We start from the raw sequence: 16,364 nt of genomic DNA on the forward strand, positions 1-16,364 counted from the left end.
GGGTGACCCTCTTTCTCCTGAGGCAAGCGGCACGACCCCCACCTCTGACCCCTCCCCACAAGGGGGAGGGGAAAGCAACGGAGATCCCCAATGCAACTCGGCATGATCGGCCTCGGCCGGATGGGCGGCAACATCGTTCGCCGTCTCCTGCGGGACGGGCACACGGCCGTGGTCTTCGATCAGAACCCGGAGGCCGTGGCGGCCCTGGTCGCCGAGGGCGCCACCGGGGCAGCGAGCCTGGAGGAGTTCGTCTCCAAACTCGACGTGCCGCGCGCGGCCTGGGTGATGCTACCGGCGGGCGCGATCACCGAGGCCACGGTGGCGCAGCTCGGCGACCTGATGCAGCCGGACGACGTCATCATCGACGGCGGCAATTCCTTCTACAAGGACGACATCCGGCGGGCGGCCACCCTGAAGCCGAAGGGCATCCACTACGTCGATGTCGGCACGTCGGGCGGCGTCTGGGGCCTGGAACGCGGCTATTGCATGATGATCGGGGGGAGCAACGACGCCCTCGACAGGCTCGACCCGATCTTCAAGACCCTGGCACCGGGCGTCGGCACCATCCCGAAGACGCCGGGTCGCGAGGGCCGCGATACCCGCGCCGAGGAGGGCTACATCCATGCCGGGCCGAGCGGCGCCGGGCATTTCGTCAAGATGGTCCATAACGGCATCGAGTACGGGCTGATGCAGGCCTATGCCGAGGGATTCGACATCCTGAAACACGCCAATTCGAAGGATCTGGCCGAGGACCAGCGCTTCGACCTCAATATCGGCGACATCGCCGAAGTGTGGCGGCGCGGCAGCGTGGTCTCGTCCTGGCTCCTCGACCTCACGGCGGGGGCGCTGGCGGGCAACGAGGCTCTGGACGGTTTCTCAGGCTTCGTCGCCGATTCCGGCGAGGGGCGCTGGACCCTGAACGCGGCCATCGAGGAATCGGTGCCGGCCAATGTGCTCTCCGCCGCCCTCTATGCCCGCTTCCGCTCCCGCGAGGACGCCTCCTACGCGGACAAGCTGCTGTCGGCCATGCGCAAGGGCTTCGGCGGCCACGTCGAACCGAAATAGCCTGTCGTGCAGGCGATATAGCCTGCCGGACGGGCGATAAAGGACCAGACCAGGAGGAAGCGTCGCCGCATGATCCCGCTACCGAACAACGCGGAAATCTTTCCTGATGGCGAGAGCGTCGCCCGCGCGGCGGCCGACCGCCTCGTCACTCTCTGCGCCGAGAGCAAGCAGGAGCGGATCGCCATCTGCCTCTCCGGTGGGTCCACGCCGAAGCGGCTCTACACCCTGCTGGGCGGGCCCGACTATGTCGGTGCCCTCCCCTGGGACCGGTTGCACTGGTTCTTCGGCGACGACCGGTTCGTGCCCTGGACCGATGAGGCCAGCAACATGCACATGGCCCGCGCGGCGTTCGGGGACGCCCCGATCCCCGAAGGCCATCTCCATGGCATTCCCACCGACGGGACGCTGGACTCGGCGGCTTCCGCCTATGCCGAGACTCTGAAGGGCTTCTACGGCGCCGACGAACTCGACCCGGCGCGCCCGCTCTTCGATCTCGTCCTCCTTGGGATCGGCGAGGACGGGCACACCGCGTCGCTGTTCCCGGGCAAGCCCGCGCTCGCTGAGCGTCAGGCCTGGGTGGCGCTGGTCCCGGAGGCCGGTCTCGCGCCGTTGGTGCCGCGTGTCACCCTCACCTTCCCGGCGCTCGCCTCCTCGCGTCAGCTTCTCGTCCTGGTGACGGGGGCCGGCAAGCGCGATCCCCTCGCGCGCATCGCCAAGGGAGAGGATCTGCCCGCGCGCCACATCTCGAGCGTCGGCTCTCTGACCTGGCTGCTCGACCGCGCGGCCGCTGATTTTGGCTGAGACCGGCGACCGGCGGTCCGTCACTGTCCTGGCCCCTTGGCATCGTCGCATGCGGAGCCTACGTTACATGTAACGACTCGGGAAAGGACTCGTCATGTCGGCAACTGTCGGTCAGCGTGTCAGCAAGCGTCGTGATGCGCTCCGGGCGGCTGGCCTCCGGCCCATCCAGATCTGGGTGCCCGACACCCGAAGAGCGGGCTTTGCCGAAGAATGCGCGCGACAGGCTCGGGTCGTCGCGGCGACAGATGCGGCCGATCGGGAACTGGATGCCTTCATGAAGGCCGCGCTCGTCGATATGCTCCCTGAGCGCGAGGCATGAAGCGGGGCGATCTCGTCACCATCGCCATGCCCGGCGATTTCGACAAACCTCGTCCAGCCCTCATCATCCAATCGGACGCGTTCGCTGAGACCGGCACGGTCACGGTCCTGCTGATATCCGGCACGCTGGCCGAGGCTCCCCTGATCCGCACGACCGTCGAGCCGACTGAGGCCAATGGCTTGAAGAAGCACTCACAGGTCATGGTGGACAAGGCCATGTCGGTGAAGCGTGAGAAGATCGGCGCACGGATCGGGTATCTCGATGCCGAGACGATGCTGGGGGTGACGCGGGCGCTGGCTGTGTTTTTCGCCATTGCCTGAGCGCGGATCGCAGCCGAGGCGATCGCACGAGGCCGATAAGAGACCTTCCGGGATCGACGGCTACGACTTCAGCACCGGCTCCGAAATATCACCGCTGCCGCGTCGGGCGAGGTAGGCGGGCTGGAACAGGCACATCCGTACCGCGTCGCGATACTTGCCGTTGACGAAGAACTCGTCCTTCAAGATGCCTTCGGGGACGAAGCCGCAGCGCTCGTAGATGCGGACGGCGCGGGCATTGTCCTTGTCCACGTGCAGGTAGAGCTTGTGGATGTTGAGGACGCTGAAGGCGTAATCCATGGCGATGCGGGTGGCGCGCGGGGCGTAGCCCTGGCCCTGGAAGGCCGGGTGGATCGCGATCTGGAATTCGCAGCGCCGGTGCAGGTGGTTGATCTCCACGAGCTCCACGAGGCCTGCCGGCGCGCCCTCCGAATTGGCGATGATGAAGCGCCGCTCGGTCTGGTTGTGGATGTTGCGCTCGTAGAGCTGCGCCAGTTCGGCGAAGGACTCGTACGCCTCCTCGAACCAGTAGCGCATGATGCTGTCGTTGTTGTTGAGCTGATGCACGAACATCAGGTCTTCGCGCTCCAGCGGGCGGAGCTTCACCGGGCCGTCGGCCGCGATGGTACGGGGAGCGAACTTGCTCATGGAGTTACGACGCATTCCGAGATGAGACGGCGCATGAACGCCTCGCCGGCCTCGAGGGCGGCAAGGGTGATGTACTCGTCCGGCTGGTGGGCCTGGTCGATGGAGCCGGGGCCGCAGACGACGGTGGGTATGCCCGCCTTCTGGAAGCGTCCCGCCTCGGTGGCGTAGGAGACGGAGATGGTGTGGTTGCGACCCGCCACCCGCAAGGCCAGCCGCTCGGCCTCCGAGCCCGGCTCGGGGGCGAGGCCCGGCACCGCCACCTCCTCGATGGTCTCGATCCGCCCGTAATCGCCGTAGCGGTTGAGCCGGTCCTTCAGCACCGTCTCGACCTTGGCCGCGAACAGGGCCGGGATCTCGGCCATGTCGAGATCGGGCAGGCCGCGGAACTCCCAGTGGAAGGTGCAGACCTTGGGCAGGATGTTGCGCGCCGTGCCGCCGGAGATCGTGCCCACATGCACGGTGGTGGAAGGCGGGTCGAAGCGGCCCGATACGTCGCCCCGCTCGATCATCGCATCGGCGATGCGGTTCAATTCGGAGACGAGCTCGGCCGCCGCCATCACCGCATTGGCGCCGAGCATGGGCTTGGCGGAATGCGCCTCGTGGCCGTGGACGGTGGTGAAATAGGTGACGATGCTCTTATGGGCGTCGGCTACGTCGAGATCGGTGGGCTCGCCCACGATCACCGCCCCCGGCCGGGGGAGATCCTCGCCGAACCGGGCGATGGTGTCGGCGACGCCGAGACACGTGGTCTCCTCGTCGTAGGAAAGCAGGATGTGGATCGGCCGCTTGAGGTCGGCGGCGAGCATGTCCGGGACGGCTGCCAGCGCCAGGGCGCAGAAGCCCTTCATGTCCACGGAGCCGCGCCCGTAGGCCCGCCCATCGGCGACCCGCAGGGTGAAAGGATCGGTGGTCCAGGCCTGTCCCGTCACCGGCACCACGTCGGTATGGCCGGACAGGACGATGCCGCCATCCACCTGTGGGCCGATCGTCGCGAAGATCGCCGCCTTGTCACCCGCTTCATTGGGGATGCGCACATGGCTCACGCCCCAGCCGTCGAGATAGGCGCAGACGCTGTCGATGAGCGCGAGATTGGAGCGCGAACTCTCCGTGTCGAAGGCGACGAGGCGCGCCAGCAGGTCGAGCGTGCTCAACCGTTCTCCGCCACCCGACATCGGCCTAAGCAGGTTTCGCAAAAGTTGGCCCCCGGTTTTGTGGCAAAAACCTGCGTCAGGGCAAAAACCGAAGCAGGGTGAAGCGTTGGCCTGCCAACGTGAACCTGCTTAGTGGACGCTGCGGCGGACGTGCGGCGAATCGAGGGAGAAGGCGGGGATCTCGGCCTCGAAGCTCTCACCAGCGGTGGTGGACATGGTGTAGCTGCCGGCCATCAGGCCGTCGGGCGTGGTGAGCGGGCAACCGCTGGTATAGCTGAACGACTCGCCGGGGCCGAGAACGGGCTGCTTGCCGACGACGCCGGCGCCGCGCACCTCCTGGGTCTCGCCGCGCCCATCGACGATACGCCAGTGGCGCGAACGCAGCTGCACCTGCTCGGAGCCGTTATTCACGATCTCGACGGTGTAGGCGAAGAAATACCGACTTTCGTCGGGGGAGGATTCCTCCTCGACGAAGCGGGGCTGGACGGTCACGCTGATGCCGCGCGTCTGGGCCTTGTACATCGCCTTCAAAGCCTCCCGTACCGTCGCCCACCCGAAGCGACATAGCCTTTTCGCCGTGGTACGTCCCGGGCGAAATTGCGTCAATCGTGCTGAATGCGGGATAGCCCGCTCCAATCGGAAGGTCGTGTCCCGTGGTCGAGGAGACCCTCTCGCACCGGCCGGCGCCGTCTCCAGGCCGTGCGGTTCTCGCCAGCCTCGCGATCGCGGGTCTCGCCGGTGCCTTCGCCTTCACCATGCCGGAGCGGAACGGCTGGCCGGCCCTGGCCCTGGGCGGCGCGCTCCTGCTCGACGGTCTCGCCCTGCTGGCGGGCGCACTCCTGGCCCGACGCGGCCCCGCGCCCCGAATCGCCGGCTTGCCGTCCGTGGTTCTCGCCTTCGGCCCGGCGGCAGGCCTCGGGGCCGTGCTCTTCGCCGTCGCGCTCCTACTGTGGCCCGCAGGCTTTCCGCCGTTGGCCAGCGCGCTGGCGGGCCTGATCGCCATGGGGGCCATCGCCCGTCTGGTGGTCGCCTGGATCGTGTTGCGGATCGGCAGGGACGAGGAGGGTTAAGGGACCCTTAGAGGATACGCGAGAGACTGTGCGAAACCATGCGGCAGTCGCGATCCCCAGCCGGGGGCGGTGGCCCAGTTCGGAGCGGGCGACGCGAGACCATGCCGGATACCAAGCAGGACACGGCACGACCGGGCCCCTCTCCTTCTGCAAGCCCGCCTTCTATAAGCCCGCGTTCCGGCGGCATCCTGGCCGCGCAGGGCATCCAGGCTTTGCATGCGGCCGGTGCCATTCTCCCCGAAACCCCTTTCGCGGCGGATCAGGTCCAGCCGGCCAGCCTCGACCTGCGCCTGGGCTCTCGCGCTTTCCGGGTCCGCACGAGTTTCCTGCCCGGTAGCCGGCCGGTCTCGGCCTGTATCGAGGCCTTCGCCCTTCACGAGATCGACTTGACGCGGGGTGCGGTGCTGGAGACCGGCTGCGTCTACATCGCCGAATTGCAGGAGACCCTGGCCCTTCCGGCGGACGTGGCGGCCAGCGCCAATCCGAAGAGCTCCACCGGCCGCATTGATGTGTTCACCCGCGTCATCACCGACCGGGGCCAGGCCTTCGATCAGGTCGAGGCGGGCTACCAGGGCCGGCTCTATGCCGAAATCTCGCCGCGCACCTTCCCGGTCCGCGTGCGCACAGGCTCACGCCTGTCGCAGATCCGCTTCCGTCGCGGTGAGCCGCGCCTGACCGATGCCGAACTCGCTGCGCTGCATACGGCGACCCCTCTGGTCGCTTCGGCCAACCCGTCCTTCCAGGGTGGCATCGCCGTCTCGGTGGACCTCGCCGGATTCGAAGGGCTCATCGGTTATCGCGCCAAGCGCCATACCGGCCTCGTCGATGTGGACGCGCCGGGCCGGCACGCCATCGCGGAGTTCTGGGAGCCGCTGGCCGCCGACGGCTCGGGCGCGCTGATCCTCGATCCCGGCCAATTCTACATCCTCGCCTCCAAGGAAGCGGTGCAGGTGCCGCCGGATTTCGCCGCCGAAATGGTGCCGTTCGATCCGCTGGTGGGTGAATTCCGGGTCCATTACGCCGGCTTCTTCGACCCCGGCTTCGGCTTTGCCGCCGCGGGCGGCGCCGGGGCGCGGGCCGTGCTCGAAGTGCGCTCGCGCGATGTGCCCTTCCTGCTGGAAGACGGCCAGATCGTCGGCCGCCTCGTCTACGAGCGCATGGCCGAGCGGCCCGCCACTCTCTACGGCACGGATGCCGGGTCGAACTATCAGGCCCAGGGGCTGAAACTGTCGAAGCACTTCGTCTGAGACGGCCACCGGCCCAGAAGCCGGTCACGAGGAAAGGGGAGGCGTCACGATGTGACCCCTCCCCATCGCCGTCATACTATCGTCGGAGGCGCGTGCGGATCAGTTGCGTCCGCCCGGCATGCCCCCCTCGCTTCTGCCCCCCTCGCTTCTGCCGCCCTCGCCTCTGCCGCGCTCCGCGCCACCGCTCCGGCCGTTCATGCCGGCCGGCTTCATGGCACCGTTGTCGCCGCGCTCGGCCGCGTTGCGGATGCCGCCCTCCTGGCCGCCCGCCTGGCCACCTTCGCGGCCGGCATTGCGCATGCCGCCGCGCTCGGTCTCGTTCCGCTGCATGCCGACCGTACGATCGGCCTCGCCGCCGCGATTGCCGTCGCGACGCATGCCGCCTTCGCTACGCACCGTCGCGCGGCCGGACACCCGCTCCTCGCCGCCACGGTAGCGCTCGGTGGTGCGGCCGCTCACCGAAATGCTGTCACGACCGCTCCGCGCGGTGGTGACGGTGAGACGCCGATATTCGGGTGAGCCGTAGACAACGCGCTGGCCGCGGATGACCACGTAGCGCCCGCCGGATCGACGCGAACCCGTCTGGTGAATCGTGACGAGGCGCCGATATTCCGGCGAGCCGTAGACGACGCGCTGACCCCGGATCGTCACGAAGCGCCGGCGGCCGTTCTGGACATAACGATCGCCGCCCCGGCGCTCGACGACCACGAGACGGCGGTATTGCGGCGATCCGTAGACGACCCTCTGCCCGCGAATCGTCACGTACCGCCCGGAACGCTGGCCCCCGTCGAAGCGGCCGCTGACGCGGGTCGTGTTCCGCTCGATGCTGCGGCCCTCACGCATGTCGGCACGATCACGGCTCATGCGTCCCTCGGACTCGGTCCGCATCGACCGGCCCTCGCCGCTCATGCCCTGACGGTCTCCGCCGTCACGTCCGCCCTGACGGGGCATGTCCTGGTTCCGTGATTCGCGTCCGGCCGAATCGCGGCTGGAGGATTCCTGTCGCGCCGAGCTCGCGTCGCGGCTTTCCGTTGCGCGCTGCGCCCCGCCCCGTTCGGCATTCGCGGCCCCGCCACGACCGCCCTGCCCGCTCTCGACGCTTTCGCGCGCGCCGGCGCCTGCCGATCCCGCGCCTGTACCGGTCGATCCCCCGACTGCCGCGCCTTGCGCGAAGACAGATGTCGAGAACAGTAATGCTGCAAGACCCAGTCCGAATTTCGTCATGGACGTTTCTCCCATAGCTTTCGAGCCATCGAAACGTCGAACGTGGCAAAACCGTTCACTCGGTTTAGCGAGTGATCGAACGTCTTACGTGGTTTGCCCCCTCTGCAACCGATGATTTCACGAGCGCATGATTGAGATCGGCCGGCGAATATTGATGATCCCCGGAATGCGCCCAAGCTTTGCTGTGGCGAAGGTTCGTGCCCGGCTGCCGGGCTGCGCACAGTCCCGGCTTGCCGTCCATGGATGAGCCGGGGAGCCACCCCCGTCGGCGGGTACCTCAGGCGGGATCGTCGATCCCGGCCTCGACCTCGGCCGGGTCGATGTCATAGCGCCGCGAGCAGAACTCGCAGGTGATGCCGATGCGGCCATCTTCCGCGACCATGTCGCGGCGTTCCTGCGGGGCGAAGGAGCGGATCATGCCGAGGACGCGCTCCGGTGAGCACCGGCAGCGCTCGTGGATGCCCTGCGCCTCGAACACCCGCACGCCGCGCTCGTGGAAGAGCCGGTAAAGCAGCCGCTCGGAGGAAACCTCCGGATCGACCAGCTCGTGGTCCTCCACCGTGTTGACGAGGCTGCGCGCCTCCACCCAGGCATCGTCCTCCCGGACCTCGCCCTCGCCGAGATGGGCATGGCCCTCGGGAATGTCGCCCGGGGGGAGGTCGGCCAACCGCGCACGGTCGATGGATTGGGGCAGGAACTGAACCAGCAGTCCGCCGGCGCGGTAGCTGTTGGTGCCGTTGGCGAACTGCTCGGCCACGGCGAGGCGAACCTGGGTCGGGATCTGCTCGGATTGCCGGAAATACTGGTGCGCCGCCTCTTCGAGGCTCTGCCCTTCGAGCGCGACCACGCCCTGGTAACGGCTGAAATCGTTGCCCTGGTCGATGGTCATCGCGAGATGGCCCTGCCCGATCAGGTCCGCGCTCTTGAGCGGAGTGGTCCCCAGCGCCTTCACCCGCTCCGCGTCGAACCGCGCCGTCGCGCGCAGCCGGTCGGGCGCCTCGAAATCGACCACGATCATTTCGACCGGGCCGTCGCTCTTGGTCTGGAACTGGAAACGGCCCTCGAATTTCAGGGACGAGCCCAGAAGCACGGTGAGCGCCGCTGCCTCACCCAGCAGCCGCGCCACCGGGTCGGGATAGCCATGGCGGCGCAGGATGGTGTCGACGCTGGGCCCGAGCCGCACGACGCGGCCGCGCACGTCCAGTGCCTCCACCGAGAACGGCAGGGCGACGTCGTCCGCGCCCTCGATGACGGTCGGGGAAATCTCGTGTCCGGAGGTCATGGCCTCTCCATGTCTCTTGTCCATCCGGTTCGCGGACCGAACGGAATGGCTCGATTCTCGATCTCATCCTGAGGCGCCGTAGCAAAGCGAAGGCCTCGAAGGAGGCCTCCAGTTCGGGCGACGAACACTGGAAACCTCCTTCGAGGCCGCTTCGCGGCACCTCAGGATGAGGTCGCGCTGGGGATGAGCAACGCTGTGCGGATCGCGACTGTCTGCATCGTCGAGTATGGCACGCAACCGCCGACCGTGCGTCCAAGACCGAATATAGGGATGAGCCCGCCGTTTCACACGGCCTTCAGCCGCGCGCGAACACCACATCCGTCACCGGCGCGATTGGGAATTCTCGACCGGGACCGTCGTCAACCGATATGGGCAAGTCGCCCGCTCAGTGTCTCACGCCCCCAGGCACCACGCCAAAATACCCTTCTGCGCATGCAGGCGGTTCTCGGCTTCGTCGAACACCACCGAGCGGGGGCCGTCCATGATCTCGGCCGTCACTTCCTCGCCGCGATGGGCGGGGAGGCAGTGCATGAAGATCGCGTCGTCCTTGGCCGCCGCCATCAGCTTGGCATTCACCTGGTAGGGCGAGAGCAGGTTGTGACGGTAATGCTCGTCGTCGTCCCCCATCGAGACCCAGCAATCGGTGACGACGGCATCGGCGCCGTCCACCGCCTCGAAGGCGTCGGTGGTGACGTTGATGCGCGCGCCCTCCTGCTTCGCCCAGGCGAGCAGGGCGGGTGGCGTCGAGAGTTCGAGGGGGGCGGCGATGTTGAGGGTGAAGTCGAACCGCGCCGCCGCGTGGACCCAGGAGGCCAGCACGTTGTTGGCGTCGCCCGACCAGGCAATGGTGCGCCCCTGGATCGGCCCGCGATGCTCCTCGAAGGTGAGCACGTCGGCCATGATCTGGCAGGGATGCGAGACCTTGGTGAGGGCATTGATCACCGGGACCTCGGCATATTCGGCCAATTCCAGCATCAGGTCGTGGTCGAGGATGCGGATCATGATCGCGTCGATGTAGCGCGACAGCACACGGGCGGTATCGCCCACGGTCTCGCCCCGGCCGAGCTGCATCTCGCTGCCCGTCAGCATCAGCGTCTCGCCGCCGAGTTCACGCATGGCGACGTCGAACGAGACCCGGGTGCGGGTCGAGGGCCGGTCGAACACCATCGCCAGCATCTTGCCCGTCAGCGGACGATCGGCCGCGACCTCTCCCTTGCGGCGGCGTGCCTTCATCGCAGCCGCGGAATCCAGGACGGAGCGCAGGGCCTCGCCGGAGAAATCCTTGAGGTCGAGGAAGTGGCGGGGCCCGGTTGCGGCCCCGTTGGTGTGGGAATTCATAGGTCCGTTCTTCGTATCGTGCGTCGGGACATCTCGTGCGGGATGGACGGCCTGTCGGTTACTCGGCGGCGCCGCGCATCTGGACTTGGAGACGACCCGCCGTGGCGTCGATTCGCTTCACCGCCTCGGCCACATCCGCCTCGGAGATGATGAGCGGCGGCAAGAGCCGGACCACATTGTCGCCGGCGGGGATCACCAGCAGGTGTTCGTCGCGCGCGGCCGCCGTGAAGGTGGTGTTGGGCACGTCGAGCTTGAGGCCGAGGATCAGCGCGGTCCCGCGAATCTCTGTGATAACCCTGGGATGGCGGTCCATGACCGAGGCGAGCTGCTGCTTCAGCAGCAGGCCCATGCGCTGGACATGGTCGAGGAAGCCCTCCGCCAGGACCACGTCGAGCACGGCGTTGCCCACGGCCATGGCGAGGGGGTTGCCGCCGAAGGTGGTGCCGTGGCTGCCCGCCGTCATGCCGCGCGCGGCCTCCGCCGTGGCGAGGCAGACGCCGAGCGGGAAGCCGCCGCCGATGCCCTTGGCCGCGCTCATGATGTCGGGGGTCACCCCCGACCATTCATGGGCGAACAGCCGGCCGGTGCGGCCGACGCCGGTCTGAACCTCGTCCATGATCAGGAGCAGGCCGTGCTCGTCGCAGAGCGCCCGAAGGTCGCGCAGCATCTCCGGCGGCACCGTGCGGATGCCGCCCTCCCCCTGGATCGGCTCGATCATCAGGGCTGCGGTCTCGGGGCCGATGGCGGCGAGCAGGGCCTCGCGGTCGCCGAAGGGCACCTGGTCGAACCCGTCCACCTTCGGGCCGAACCCGTCGATGTATTTCTGCTGGCCGCCGGCCGCGATGGTCGCCAGCGTCCGTCCGTGGAACGCGCCCTCGAAGGTGACGATGCGGAACCGCTCGGGATGGCCGCCGGCCGCATGGTACTTGCGCGCCATCTTGATGGCGGCCTCGTTGGCCTCGGCACCGGAATTGGCGAAGAAGGCCACGTCGGCGAAGGTCGCGTCCACCAGCCGCCGGCCGAGGCGTTCGCCCCCGGGAATCTCGAACAGGTTCGAGGTGTGCCACAGCTTCTGCGCCTGGGTGGTCAGCGCCTCCACGAGATGCGGATGGGCATGGCCGAGGGCGTTGACCGCGATGCCGGCGCCGAAATCGAGATATCGCTTGCCGTCATGCGCTACGAGCCAAGCACCCTCTCCACGCTCGAAAGCGATCGGAGCCCGGGCATAGGTCGGCAGAAGAGCGGATGTCACGATCCCGACTTCCCGTTCGTCAAAGCGGGCACGCGAGGAGCGCCACCGCACCAAATGAAAGTGCCGCCTCGAATCCGGGCGGCACGGCTGCGATTACTAGAGAATTGCCCCGTTATGTCAATGATGTGGGGTGTTCACAGGACCGACACGCCTTGTGGTTAGGCTGTAGCGACGGGCGCCGGTAACGGCGCGTTCGATCGGGTCCGGTCCATGTCCGGGGCGCTTGGCCCGGTGCTGGAGCTTCGCACTTGCGAGCTTGGCACTTGGCTGCCCCTTTGGTCGACCACTCGGCCGGACGCCAGCGGGTTGCGCGAGATGGCGCGATCATGCTCAGTCCCGCCGCATGAATTCGGGAGCGCCCATCGCCTTTCACGGCGATATCCCGGCCAGCTTTGAGGAAAGACGACGGATGAGCACGGTCAAGGAACGCCTGGAAACCCTCGGTCTGGTCCTGCCCAAGGCGGCCTCCCCCGTTGCGAACTACGTGCCGTTCATCCGCACCGGCAACCTCGTCATCATTTCCGGCCAGATCTGCTTCGGCGCAGACGGAAAGCTCGCCGATGCCCACAAGGGCAAGCTCGGCGGCGAGGTCTCGCCCGAACAGGGCATCGCAGCGGCCCGGCTTTGCGGCCTGAACGTGCTGGCGCAGCTGCAAGCCGCCATCGGCGATCTCGACCACGGCGTCGTTCAGTGCCTCAGGCTCGGCGGCTTCATCAACGCCGTTCCAACCTTCGCGGGCCTTGCCGGGATCATGAACGGAGCCTCCGACCTGATGGTGGAGATCCTCGGTGATCGCGGCCGGCACACCCGCGCGACCGTGGGCGTCGCCGAACTCCCCCTCGACGCCGCCGTCGAGGTCGAGGCGATGTTCGAGGTGAAATGACGGTGGGGTCGAACGCCCCTGCCTGGCTGACGGCCAGGCCGATCGCCCATCGGGGTTTGCATGACCGCGCGGCGGGCATCCCCGAGAACACCCTGGCGGCGGCGCGGGCCGCCATCGCCGGAGGCTACGCGATCGAGTGCGACGTGCAGATCAGCGCCGATGGCGAGGCGATAGTGTTCCACGACGAGGCGTTGGGGCGCCTCACCGGCGCCGTCGCCCTCGTGGCCGAGACGCGGACGGACGCCCTCCGGTCCCTGGCGGTTGCCGGCTCCTCCGAGACGATCCCCACCCTGCCCGACACCCTCGCGGCCATCGCCGGCCGGGTGCCCCTCGTGGTCGAGGTCAAGTCGCGCTTTACCGGCGACCTTCGCTTGGTCGAGCGCGTGGCCGCCATCGTGGCGGAGTATGACGGGCCGGTGGCGGTGAAGTCCTTCGACCCGGCCCTGATCGAGGCTTTCGCCGGCCTCGCGCCGCGGATCCCGCGCGGGATCGTGGGCGAGACCAGCCAGGACGATCCGGCCTATGCGCTGATGACGGAGGGCCTGCGGCATTCGCTCGCCAACCTGCTCCATCTCGAGGCGAGCCGCCCCGACTTCCTGTCCTGGCGGGTGGATGACCTGCCCTGCGCTGCCACCTTCCTCAGCCGCCATCTCGGCCGGATGCCGGTGATGACCTGGACTGTGCGCAACCCCGACCAGCGCCAGCGTGCGCACGAGCATGCCGACCAGATGGTGTTCGAGGGGTTCAGGCCGTAATCGCCCGGGACGGCGATGGATCGTCGTCGGCCCGCCGAAACCGCTGGCCTGCGACGGCCGTGCTCGTCACTCGCGCTTGTCCCCTCGCCCGGCAGGGTTAGATTGCGGTGATGGAAAAGACCGGACCGGCATCAGAGGATGCGCTGGACCCTGCGCCGATGCTGCAGGTTCGCGCCATCACGGGCCTCGCCCAGATTCCCGCTGCGCAATGGGATGCCTGCGCCACGTCGCCCGAGACCCTGTCGGCGGGCGACGAGACCCACAATCCGTTCGTCTCCCATGCCTTCCTGTCGGCGCTCGAGGATTCCGGCTGCGTCTCGCGCAAGACCGGCTGGCTGCCGCTGCATGTGGCTGTGGAGCGCGAGGGGCAACTCGTCGGCCTTGCGCCCTGCTACCTGAAATCCCACAGCCAGGGCGAATACGTCTTCGACCATGGCTGGGCCGATGCCTATGAGCGGGCCGGTGGCGCCTATTATCCAAAGCTCCAGGTCAGCGTACCGTTCACGCCGGTCACCGGCCCGCGCTTCCTGATCGCCCCGGGTCAGGACGTGGACGAGGCCGCCTCCGCCCTCATCGCCGGATTGCGTGCCCTCCGGGCGGAGACCAAGGCCTCCTCGATCCATGTCACGTTCATGCGCGAGCGCGAGTGGGAGCAGGCCGGGGAGGTCGGGATGCTCCAGCGGGTCGACCAGCAGTTTCACTGGTCCAACGAGGGCTATGCCGGGTTCGAGGATTTCCTCGGTGCCCTGGCCTCGCGCAAGCGCAAGGCGATCCGGCGCGAGCGGCGCGACGCCCTGAGCCAGGGCATCACCATCGAGCACGTCACCGGGGCCGACCTGACCCCGGCCCATTGGGATGCGTTCTACGAGTTCTACTCGGATACCGGCGCGCGCAAATGGGGCCGGCCCTATCTCAACCGCACGTTCTTCGGCCTGCTCGGCGAGCGCATGCCCGAGCGCGTCCTGCTGGTGATGGCCAAGCGCGAGGGACGCTACATCGCCGGTGCGATCAACCTCATCGGCGACGTCGCGCTCTATGGCCGGAACTGGGGCTGCAACGAGGACCACCCGTTCCTGCATTTCGAGGTCTGCTACTATCAGGCCATCGATTTCGCGATCCGGCGCGGCCTCAAGCGCGTCGAGGCCGGCGCGCAGGGAGAGCACAAGCTCGCCCGTGGCTACGCCCCGGTGCTGATGCATTCGGCCCACGACATCGCCGATCCCGCCCTGCGCCGGGCCATCGCCGACTATCTCCGCCGCGAGCGCGAGCATGTCGTCGAGGCGGCCTCGGTGCTCGGCGAGATGACGCCCTTCCGTCGGGACGGCACGAATCCCGCTCCCGAGCCGTCCGATCACGAGGAGACCCGATGAGCCCGATCGACCGTATCCGATCCTTCGCCGACGACCTCACGGCGATCCGCCGGGACATCCACGCCCATCCCGAGATCGGCTTCGAGGAGGTGCGCACCTCCAACCTCGTGGCCGAGCAGCTGCAGCGCTACGGCATCGAGGTCCATCGCGGGCTCGGCGGAACCGGCGTCGTCGGCGTGCTGCAGGGGCGCTCGGCCATTGGGCGCCGCATCGGGTTGCGGGCGGAGATGGACGCGCTGCCGATCGAGGAGGAGACCAACCTCCCCCATCGCTCCACGATTCCGGGCAAGATGCACGCCTGCGGCCATGACGGCCACACCACCATGCTGCTCGGCGCGGCCCGCTACCTCGCCGAGACGCGCGATTTCGACGGCACCGCCCTGTTCGTGTTCCAGCCGGCGGAGGAAGGGCTCGGCGGCGCCCGCGCCATGCTGGCCGACGGGTTGTTCGAGCGCTTCCCCTGCGACGAGATCTACGGGCTCCACAACACCCCCAGCGGCCCGCACGGCAAGCTCAAGATCAGGCCCGGCCCGATGATGGCGGCGGCGGACTTCTTCGATATCCGCATCACCGGGCGCGGCGCCCACGCGGCGGAACCGCATCGCGGTCTCGATTCCATCGTGGCGGCCTCTGCCCTGGTCCAGGCGCTGCAATCCATCGTCTCGCGCAATGCCGACCCGCTGAAGAGCGCCGTGCTTTCCGTGACCCAGATCCATGCGGGGGCGGCCTACAACGTCATTCCTGAGGGCGCCCATCTCGCCGGCACGGTGCGGACCTTCGATGCCGGCGTGCGCGCGCTCGTCTCGCGCCGCATCCGCGAGGTCGCGCAGGGCATCGCCCTCGCCCACGGAGTCGAGATCGGGGTGGAAATCCGCGACACGTTCTCGGTTCTGGAGAACAGCGCCGCCCATGCCGCCGCGGCTGCCGAGATCGCCCGCGAGATCTTCGGGGCCGCGAGCGTCGACGACGACGCAGTGCCGCGCATGGGCAGCGAGGATTTCGCCGACATGCTGATGGTGGTGCCGGGAGCCTATGCCTGGATCGGCGGGACGCCGGGGCCGGGCCTGCATAACGCGGCCTTCGATTTCGACGACAGCATCATCCCCCTGGGCAGCTCCTACCTCGCCCGCCTCGTCGAGAAGCGCACCGCCGCATGACCAGCCTGTTCGATTTCGCCCCCAAGGCCGCCGACGGCACGCCCTATCCCCTCGACCAGCATCGGGGGCAGGTCGTGCTCGTGGTCAACACCGCCTCGAAATGCGGCTTCACCCCGCAATACGAGGGGCTGGAGGCGCTCTGGCGCAAGCACCGCGAGGAGGGGCTCGTGGTGCTCGGCTTCCCCTGCAACCAATTCGGCGCCCAGGAGCCGGGCGATGCCGGGGAGATCGCGCAATTCTGCAGCCTGACCTACGATGTCAGTTTCCCCGTCCTGGCCAAGGTGGAGGTGAACGGGGCCGGCACCGACCCGGTTTTCGCCCATCTGAAACAGGAGAAGCCCGGCCTCCTCGGCACCAAGGGCATCAAGTGGAACTTCACCAAGTTCCTCGTCGGCCGCGACGGCAAGGTGATCGGCCGCTACCCGCCCACCGCCAAGCCCGCGGATCTCGAAGGCGACATCGCGAAGGCCCTGGCCGACGCCTGA

At 68.0% G+C, this 16,364-nt stretch carries 18 protein-coding genes; 11 read left to right on the forward strand and 7 right to left on the reverse strand.

Translation table 11 applies throughout. The annotated features are described in order from the left end of the window. The first annotated feature begins 90 nt into the window (after positions 1-90). The 4 genes from gnd to ACYQOP_RS22385 all read left to right on the forward strand — a co-directional run bounded on the left by gnd (position 91) and on the right by ACYQOP_RS22385 (position 2,505). The gene (gnd, locus tag ACYQOP_RS22370; RefSeq protein ID WP_461224216.1) at positions 91-1,065 is read left to right on the forward strand and encodes a phosphogluconate dehydrogenase (NAD(+)-dependent, decarboxylating); all 975 of its coding nucleotides are present in this window, start codon (positions 91-93) and stop codon (positions 1,063-1,065) included. A 69-nt stretch (positions 1,066-1,134) separates the two neighbouring features. Next, positions 1,135-1,866 (forward strand): 6-phosphogluconolactonase, encoded by a 732-nt coding sequence (gene pgl / locus ACYQOP_RS22375; RefSeq protein WP_461224218.1) that lies wholly within the window; start codon positions 1,135-1,137, stop codon positions 1,864-1,866. Positions 1,867-1,960: 94 nt separating this feature from the next. Then, complete coding sequence (locus tag ACYQOP_RS22380) at positions 1,961-2,185, forward strand: antitoxin MazE family protein (RefSeq protein WP_461224220.1); 225 nt, start codon at positions 1,961-1,963, stop codon at positions 2,183-2,185. Continuing rightward, positions 2,182-2,505: a type II toxin-antitoxin system PemK/MazF family toxin gene (locus ACYQOP_RS22385; RefSeq protein WP_461224221.1), complete on the forward strand. Its 324-nt coding sequence runs from the start codon at positions 2,182-2,184 to the stop codon at positions 2,503-2,505. Before ACYQOP_RS22380 ends, ACYQOP_RS22385 begins: the two co-directional genes overlap by 4 nt. 60 nt (positions 2,506-2,565) lie before the next feature. Here ACYQOP_RS22385 and speG read toward each other — a convergent pair whose 3' ends face one another. From speG to apaG, 3 genes are all read right to left on the reverse strand, one after another. Next, entirely contained in the window at positions 2,566-3,150 is a 585-nt protein-coding gene (speG, locus tag ACYQOP_RS22390; RefSeq protein WP_207413469.1) for a spermidine N1-acetyltransferase, read from the reverse strand. Further along, positions 3,147-4,322, reverse strand: a complete 1,176-nt coding sequence (gene argE / locus ACYQOP_RS22395; RefSeq protein WP_461224224.1) for an acetylornithine deacetylase — start codon at positions 4,320-4,322, stop codon at positions 3,147-3,149. Before argE ends, speG begins: the two co-directional genes overlap by 4 nt. Positions 4,323-4,430: 108 nt before the next feature. After that, positions 4,431-4,823: a Co2+/Mg2+ efflux protein ApaG gene (gene apaG, locus ACYQOP_RS22400; RefSeq protein ID WP_018044100.1), complete on the reverse strand. Its 393-nt coding sequence runs from the start codon at positions 4,821-4,823 to the stop codon at positions 4,431-4,433. A gap of 131 nt (positions 4,824-4,954) precedes the next feature. Here apaG and ACYQOP_RS22405 point away from each other — a divergent pair, with 131 nt between their 5' ends. Further along, positions 4,955-5,371, forward strand: coding sequence for a hypothetical protein (locus tag ACYQOP_RS22405; RefSeq protein WP_056427618.1), 417 nt, complete (start codon positions 4,955-4,957; stop codon positions 5,369-5,371). A 101-nt stretch (positions 5,372-5,472) separates the two neighbouring features. Then, the gene (locus ACYQOP_RS22410; protein ID WP_461224226.1) at positions 5,473-6,618 is read left to right on the forward strand and encodes a 2'-deoxycytidine 5'-triphosphate deaminase; all 1,146 of its coding nucleotides are present in this window, start codon (positions 5,473-5,475) and stop codon (positions 6,616-6,618) included. 99 nt (positions 6,619-6,717) lie between these two features. On the opposite strand, the gene ACYQOP_RS22415 is transcribed toward ACYQOP_RS22410, so the two are convergent. From ACYQOP_RS22415 to ACYQOP_RS22430, 4 genes are all read right to left on the reverse strand, one after another. Further along, a complete protein-coding gene (locus ACYQOP_RS22415) occupies positions 6,718-7,842 on the reverse strand; it encodes a hypothetical protein (RefSeq protein ID WP_461224228.1) in 1,125 nt (374 codons plus the stop codon). Between the two features lie 277 nt (positions 7,843-8,119). Beyond that, a complete protein-coding gene (locus ACYQOP_RS22420; protein WP_207413463.1) occupies positions 8,120-9,124 on the reverse strand; it encodes an Hsp33 family molecular chaperone in 1,005 nt (334 codons plus the stop codon). A gap of 393 nt (positions 9,125-9,517) precedes the next feature. Further along, a complete protein-coding gene (gene argF / locus ACYQOP_RS22425; protein ID WP_056427610.1) occupies positions 9,518-10,462 on the reverse strand; it encodes an ornithine carbamoyltransferase in 945 nt (314 codons plus the stop codon). Between the two features lie 58 nt (positions 10,463-10,520). Further along, positions 10,521-11,714 (reverse strand): acetylornithine transaminase, encoded by a 1,194-nt coding sequence (locus tag ACYQOP_RS22430; protein ID WP_461224230.1) that lies wholly within the window; start codon positions 11,712-11,714, stop codon positions 10,521-10,523. Between the two features lie 409 nt (positions 11,715-12,123). Between ACYQOP_RS22430 and ACYQOP_RS22435 the strand changes: the two genes are divergently transcribed. From ACYQOP_RS22435 to ACYQOP_RS22455, 5 genes are all read left to right on the forward strand, one after another. Further along, positions 12,124-12,597, forward strand: coding sequence for a RidA family protein (locus tag ACYQOP_RS22435; RefSeq protein ID WP_056427607.1), 474 nt, complete (start codon positions 12,124-12,126; stop codon positions 12,595-12,597). Then, positions 12,594-13,352: a glycerophosphodiester phosphodiesterase family protein gene (locus tag ACYQOP_RS22440; protein WP_207413457.1), complete on the forward strand. Its 759-nt coding sequence runs from the start codon at positions 12,594-12,596 to the stop codon at positions 13,350-13,352. Before ACYQOP_RS22435 ends, ACYQOP_RS22440 begins: the two co-directional genes overlap by 4 nt. A gap of 110 nt (positions 13,353-13,462) precedes the next feature. After that, the gene (locus ACYQOP_RS22445; RefSeq protein WP_207413456.1) at positions 13,463-14,722 is read left to right on the forward strand and encodes a GNAT family N-acetyltransferase; all 1,260 of its coding nucleotides are present in this window, start codon (positions 13,463-13,465) and stop codon (positions 14,720-14,722) included. Then, positions 14,719-15,879 (forward strand): M20 aminoacylase family protein, encoded by a 1,161-nt coding sequence (locus tag ACYQOP_RS22450; RefSeq protein ID WP_461224233.1) that lies wholly within the window; start codon positions 14,719-14,721, stop codon positions 15,877-15,879. Before ACYQOP_RS22445 ends, ACYQOP_RS22450 begins: the two co-directional genes overlap by 4 nt. After that, a complete protein-coding gene (locus ACYQOP_RS22455; RefSeq protein ID WP_461224235.1) occupies positions 15,876-16,364 on the forward strand; it encodes a glutathione peroxidase in 489 nt (162 codons plus the stop codon). The genes ACYQOP_RS22450 and ACYQOP_RS22455 overlap by 4 nt, the downstream gene beginning before the upstream one ends.

This window comes from Methylobacterium sp. CM6247, assembly GCF_054817925.1.

Excerpts from the sequence above, each read along its gene's own strand:
- pgl (WP_461224218.1), top strand. The coding sequence starts at position 1,135 with ATGATCCCGCTACCGAACAACGCGGAAATCTTTCCTGATGGCGAGAGC.
- speG (WP_207413469.1), bottom strand. The coding sequence starts at position 3,150 with ATGAGCAAGTTCGCTCCCCGTACCATCGCGGCCGACGGCCCGGTGAAG.
- argF (WP_056427610.1), bottom strand. The coding sequence starts at position 10,462 with ATGAATTCCCACACCAACGGGGCCGCAACCGGGCCCCGCCACTTCCTC.
- ACYQOP_RS22415 (WP_461224228.1), bottom strand. The coding sequence starts at position 7,842 with ATGACGAAATTCGGACTGGGTCTTGCAGCATTACTGTTCTCGACATCT.
- ACYQOP_RS22380 (WP_461224220.1), top strand. The coding sequence starts at position 1,961 with ATGTCGGCAACTGTCGGTCAGCGTGTCAGCAAGCGTCGTGATGCGCTC.
- apaG (WP_018044100.1), bottom strand. The coding sequence starts at position 4,823 with ATGTACAAGGCCCAGACGCGCGGCATCAGCGTGACCGTCCAGCCCCGC.
- ACYQOP_RS22440 (WP_207413457.1), top strand. The coding sequence starts at position 12,594 with ATGACGGTGGGGTCGAACGCCCCTGCCTGGCTGACGGCCAGGCCGATC.
- ACYQOP_RS22420 (WP_207413463.1), bottom strand. The coding sequence starts at position 9,124 with ATGACCTCCGGACACGAGATTTCCCCGACCGTCATCGAGGGCGCGGAC.
- ACYQOP_RS22445 (WP_207413456.1), top strand. The coding sequence starts at position 13,463 with ATGGAAAAGACCGGACCGGCATCAGAGGATGCGCTGGACCCTGCGCCG.
- gnd (WP_461224216.1), top strand. The coding sequence starts at position 91 with ATGCAACTCGGCATGATCGGCCTCGGCCGGATGGGCGGCAACATCGTT.
- ACYQOP_RS22410 (WP_461224226.1), top strand. The coding sequence starts at position 5,473 with ATGCCGGATACCAAGCAGGACACGGCACGACCGGGCCCCTCTCCTTCT.
- argE (WP_461224224.1), bottom strand. The coding sequence starts at position 4,322 with ATGTCGGGTGGCGGAGAACGGTTGAGCACGCTCGACCTGCTGGCGCGC.
- ACYQOP_RS22435 (WP_056427607.1), top strand. The coding sequence starts at position 12,124 with ATGAGCACGGTCAAGGAACGCCTGGAAACCCTCGGTCTGGTCCTGCCC.
- ACYQOP_RS22450 (WP_461224233.1), top strand. The coding sequence starts at position 14,719 with ATGAGCCCGATCGACCGTATCCGATCCTTCGCCGACGACCTCACGGCG.
- ACYQOP_RS22455 (WP_461224235.1), top strand. The coding sequence starts at position 15,876 with ATGACCAGCCTGTTCGATTTCGCCCCCAAGGCCGCCGACGGCACGCCC.
- ACYQOP_RS22385 (WP_461224221.1), top strand. The coding sequence starts at position 2,182 with ATGAAGCGGGGCGATCTCGTCACCATCGCCATGCCCGGCGATTTCGAC.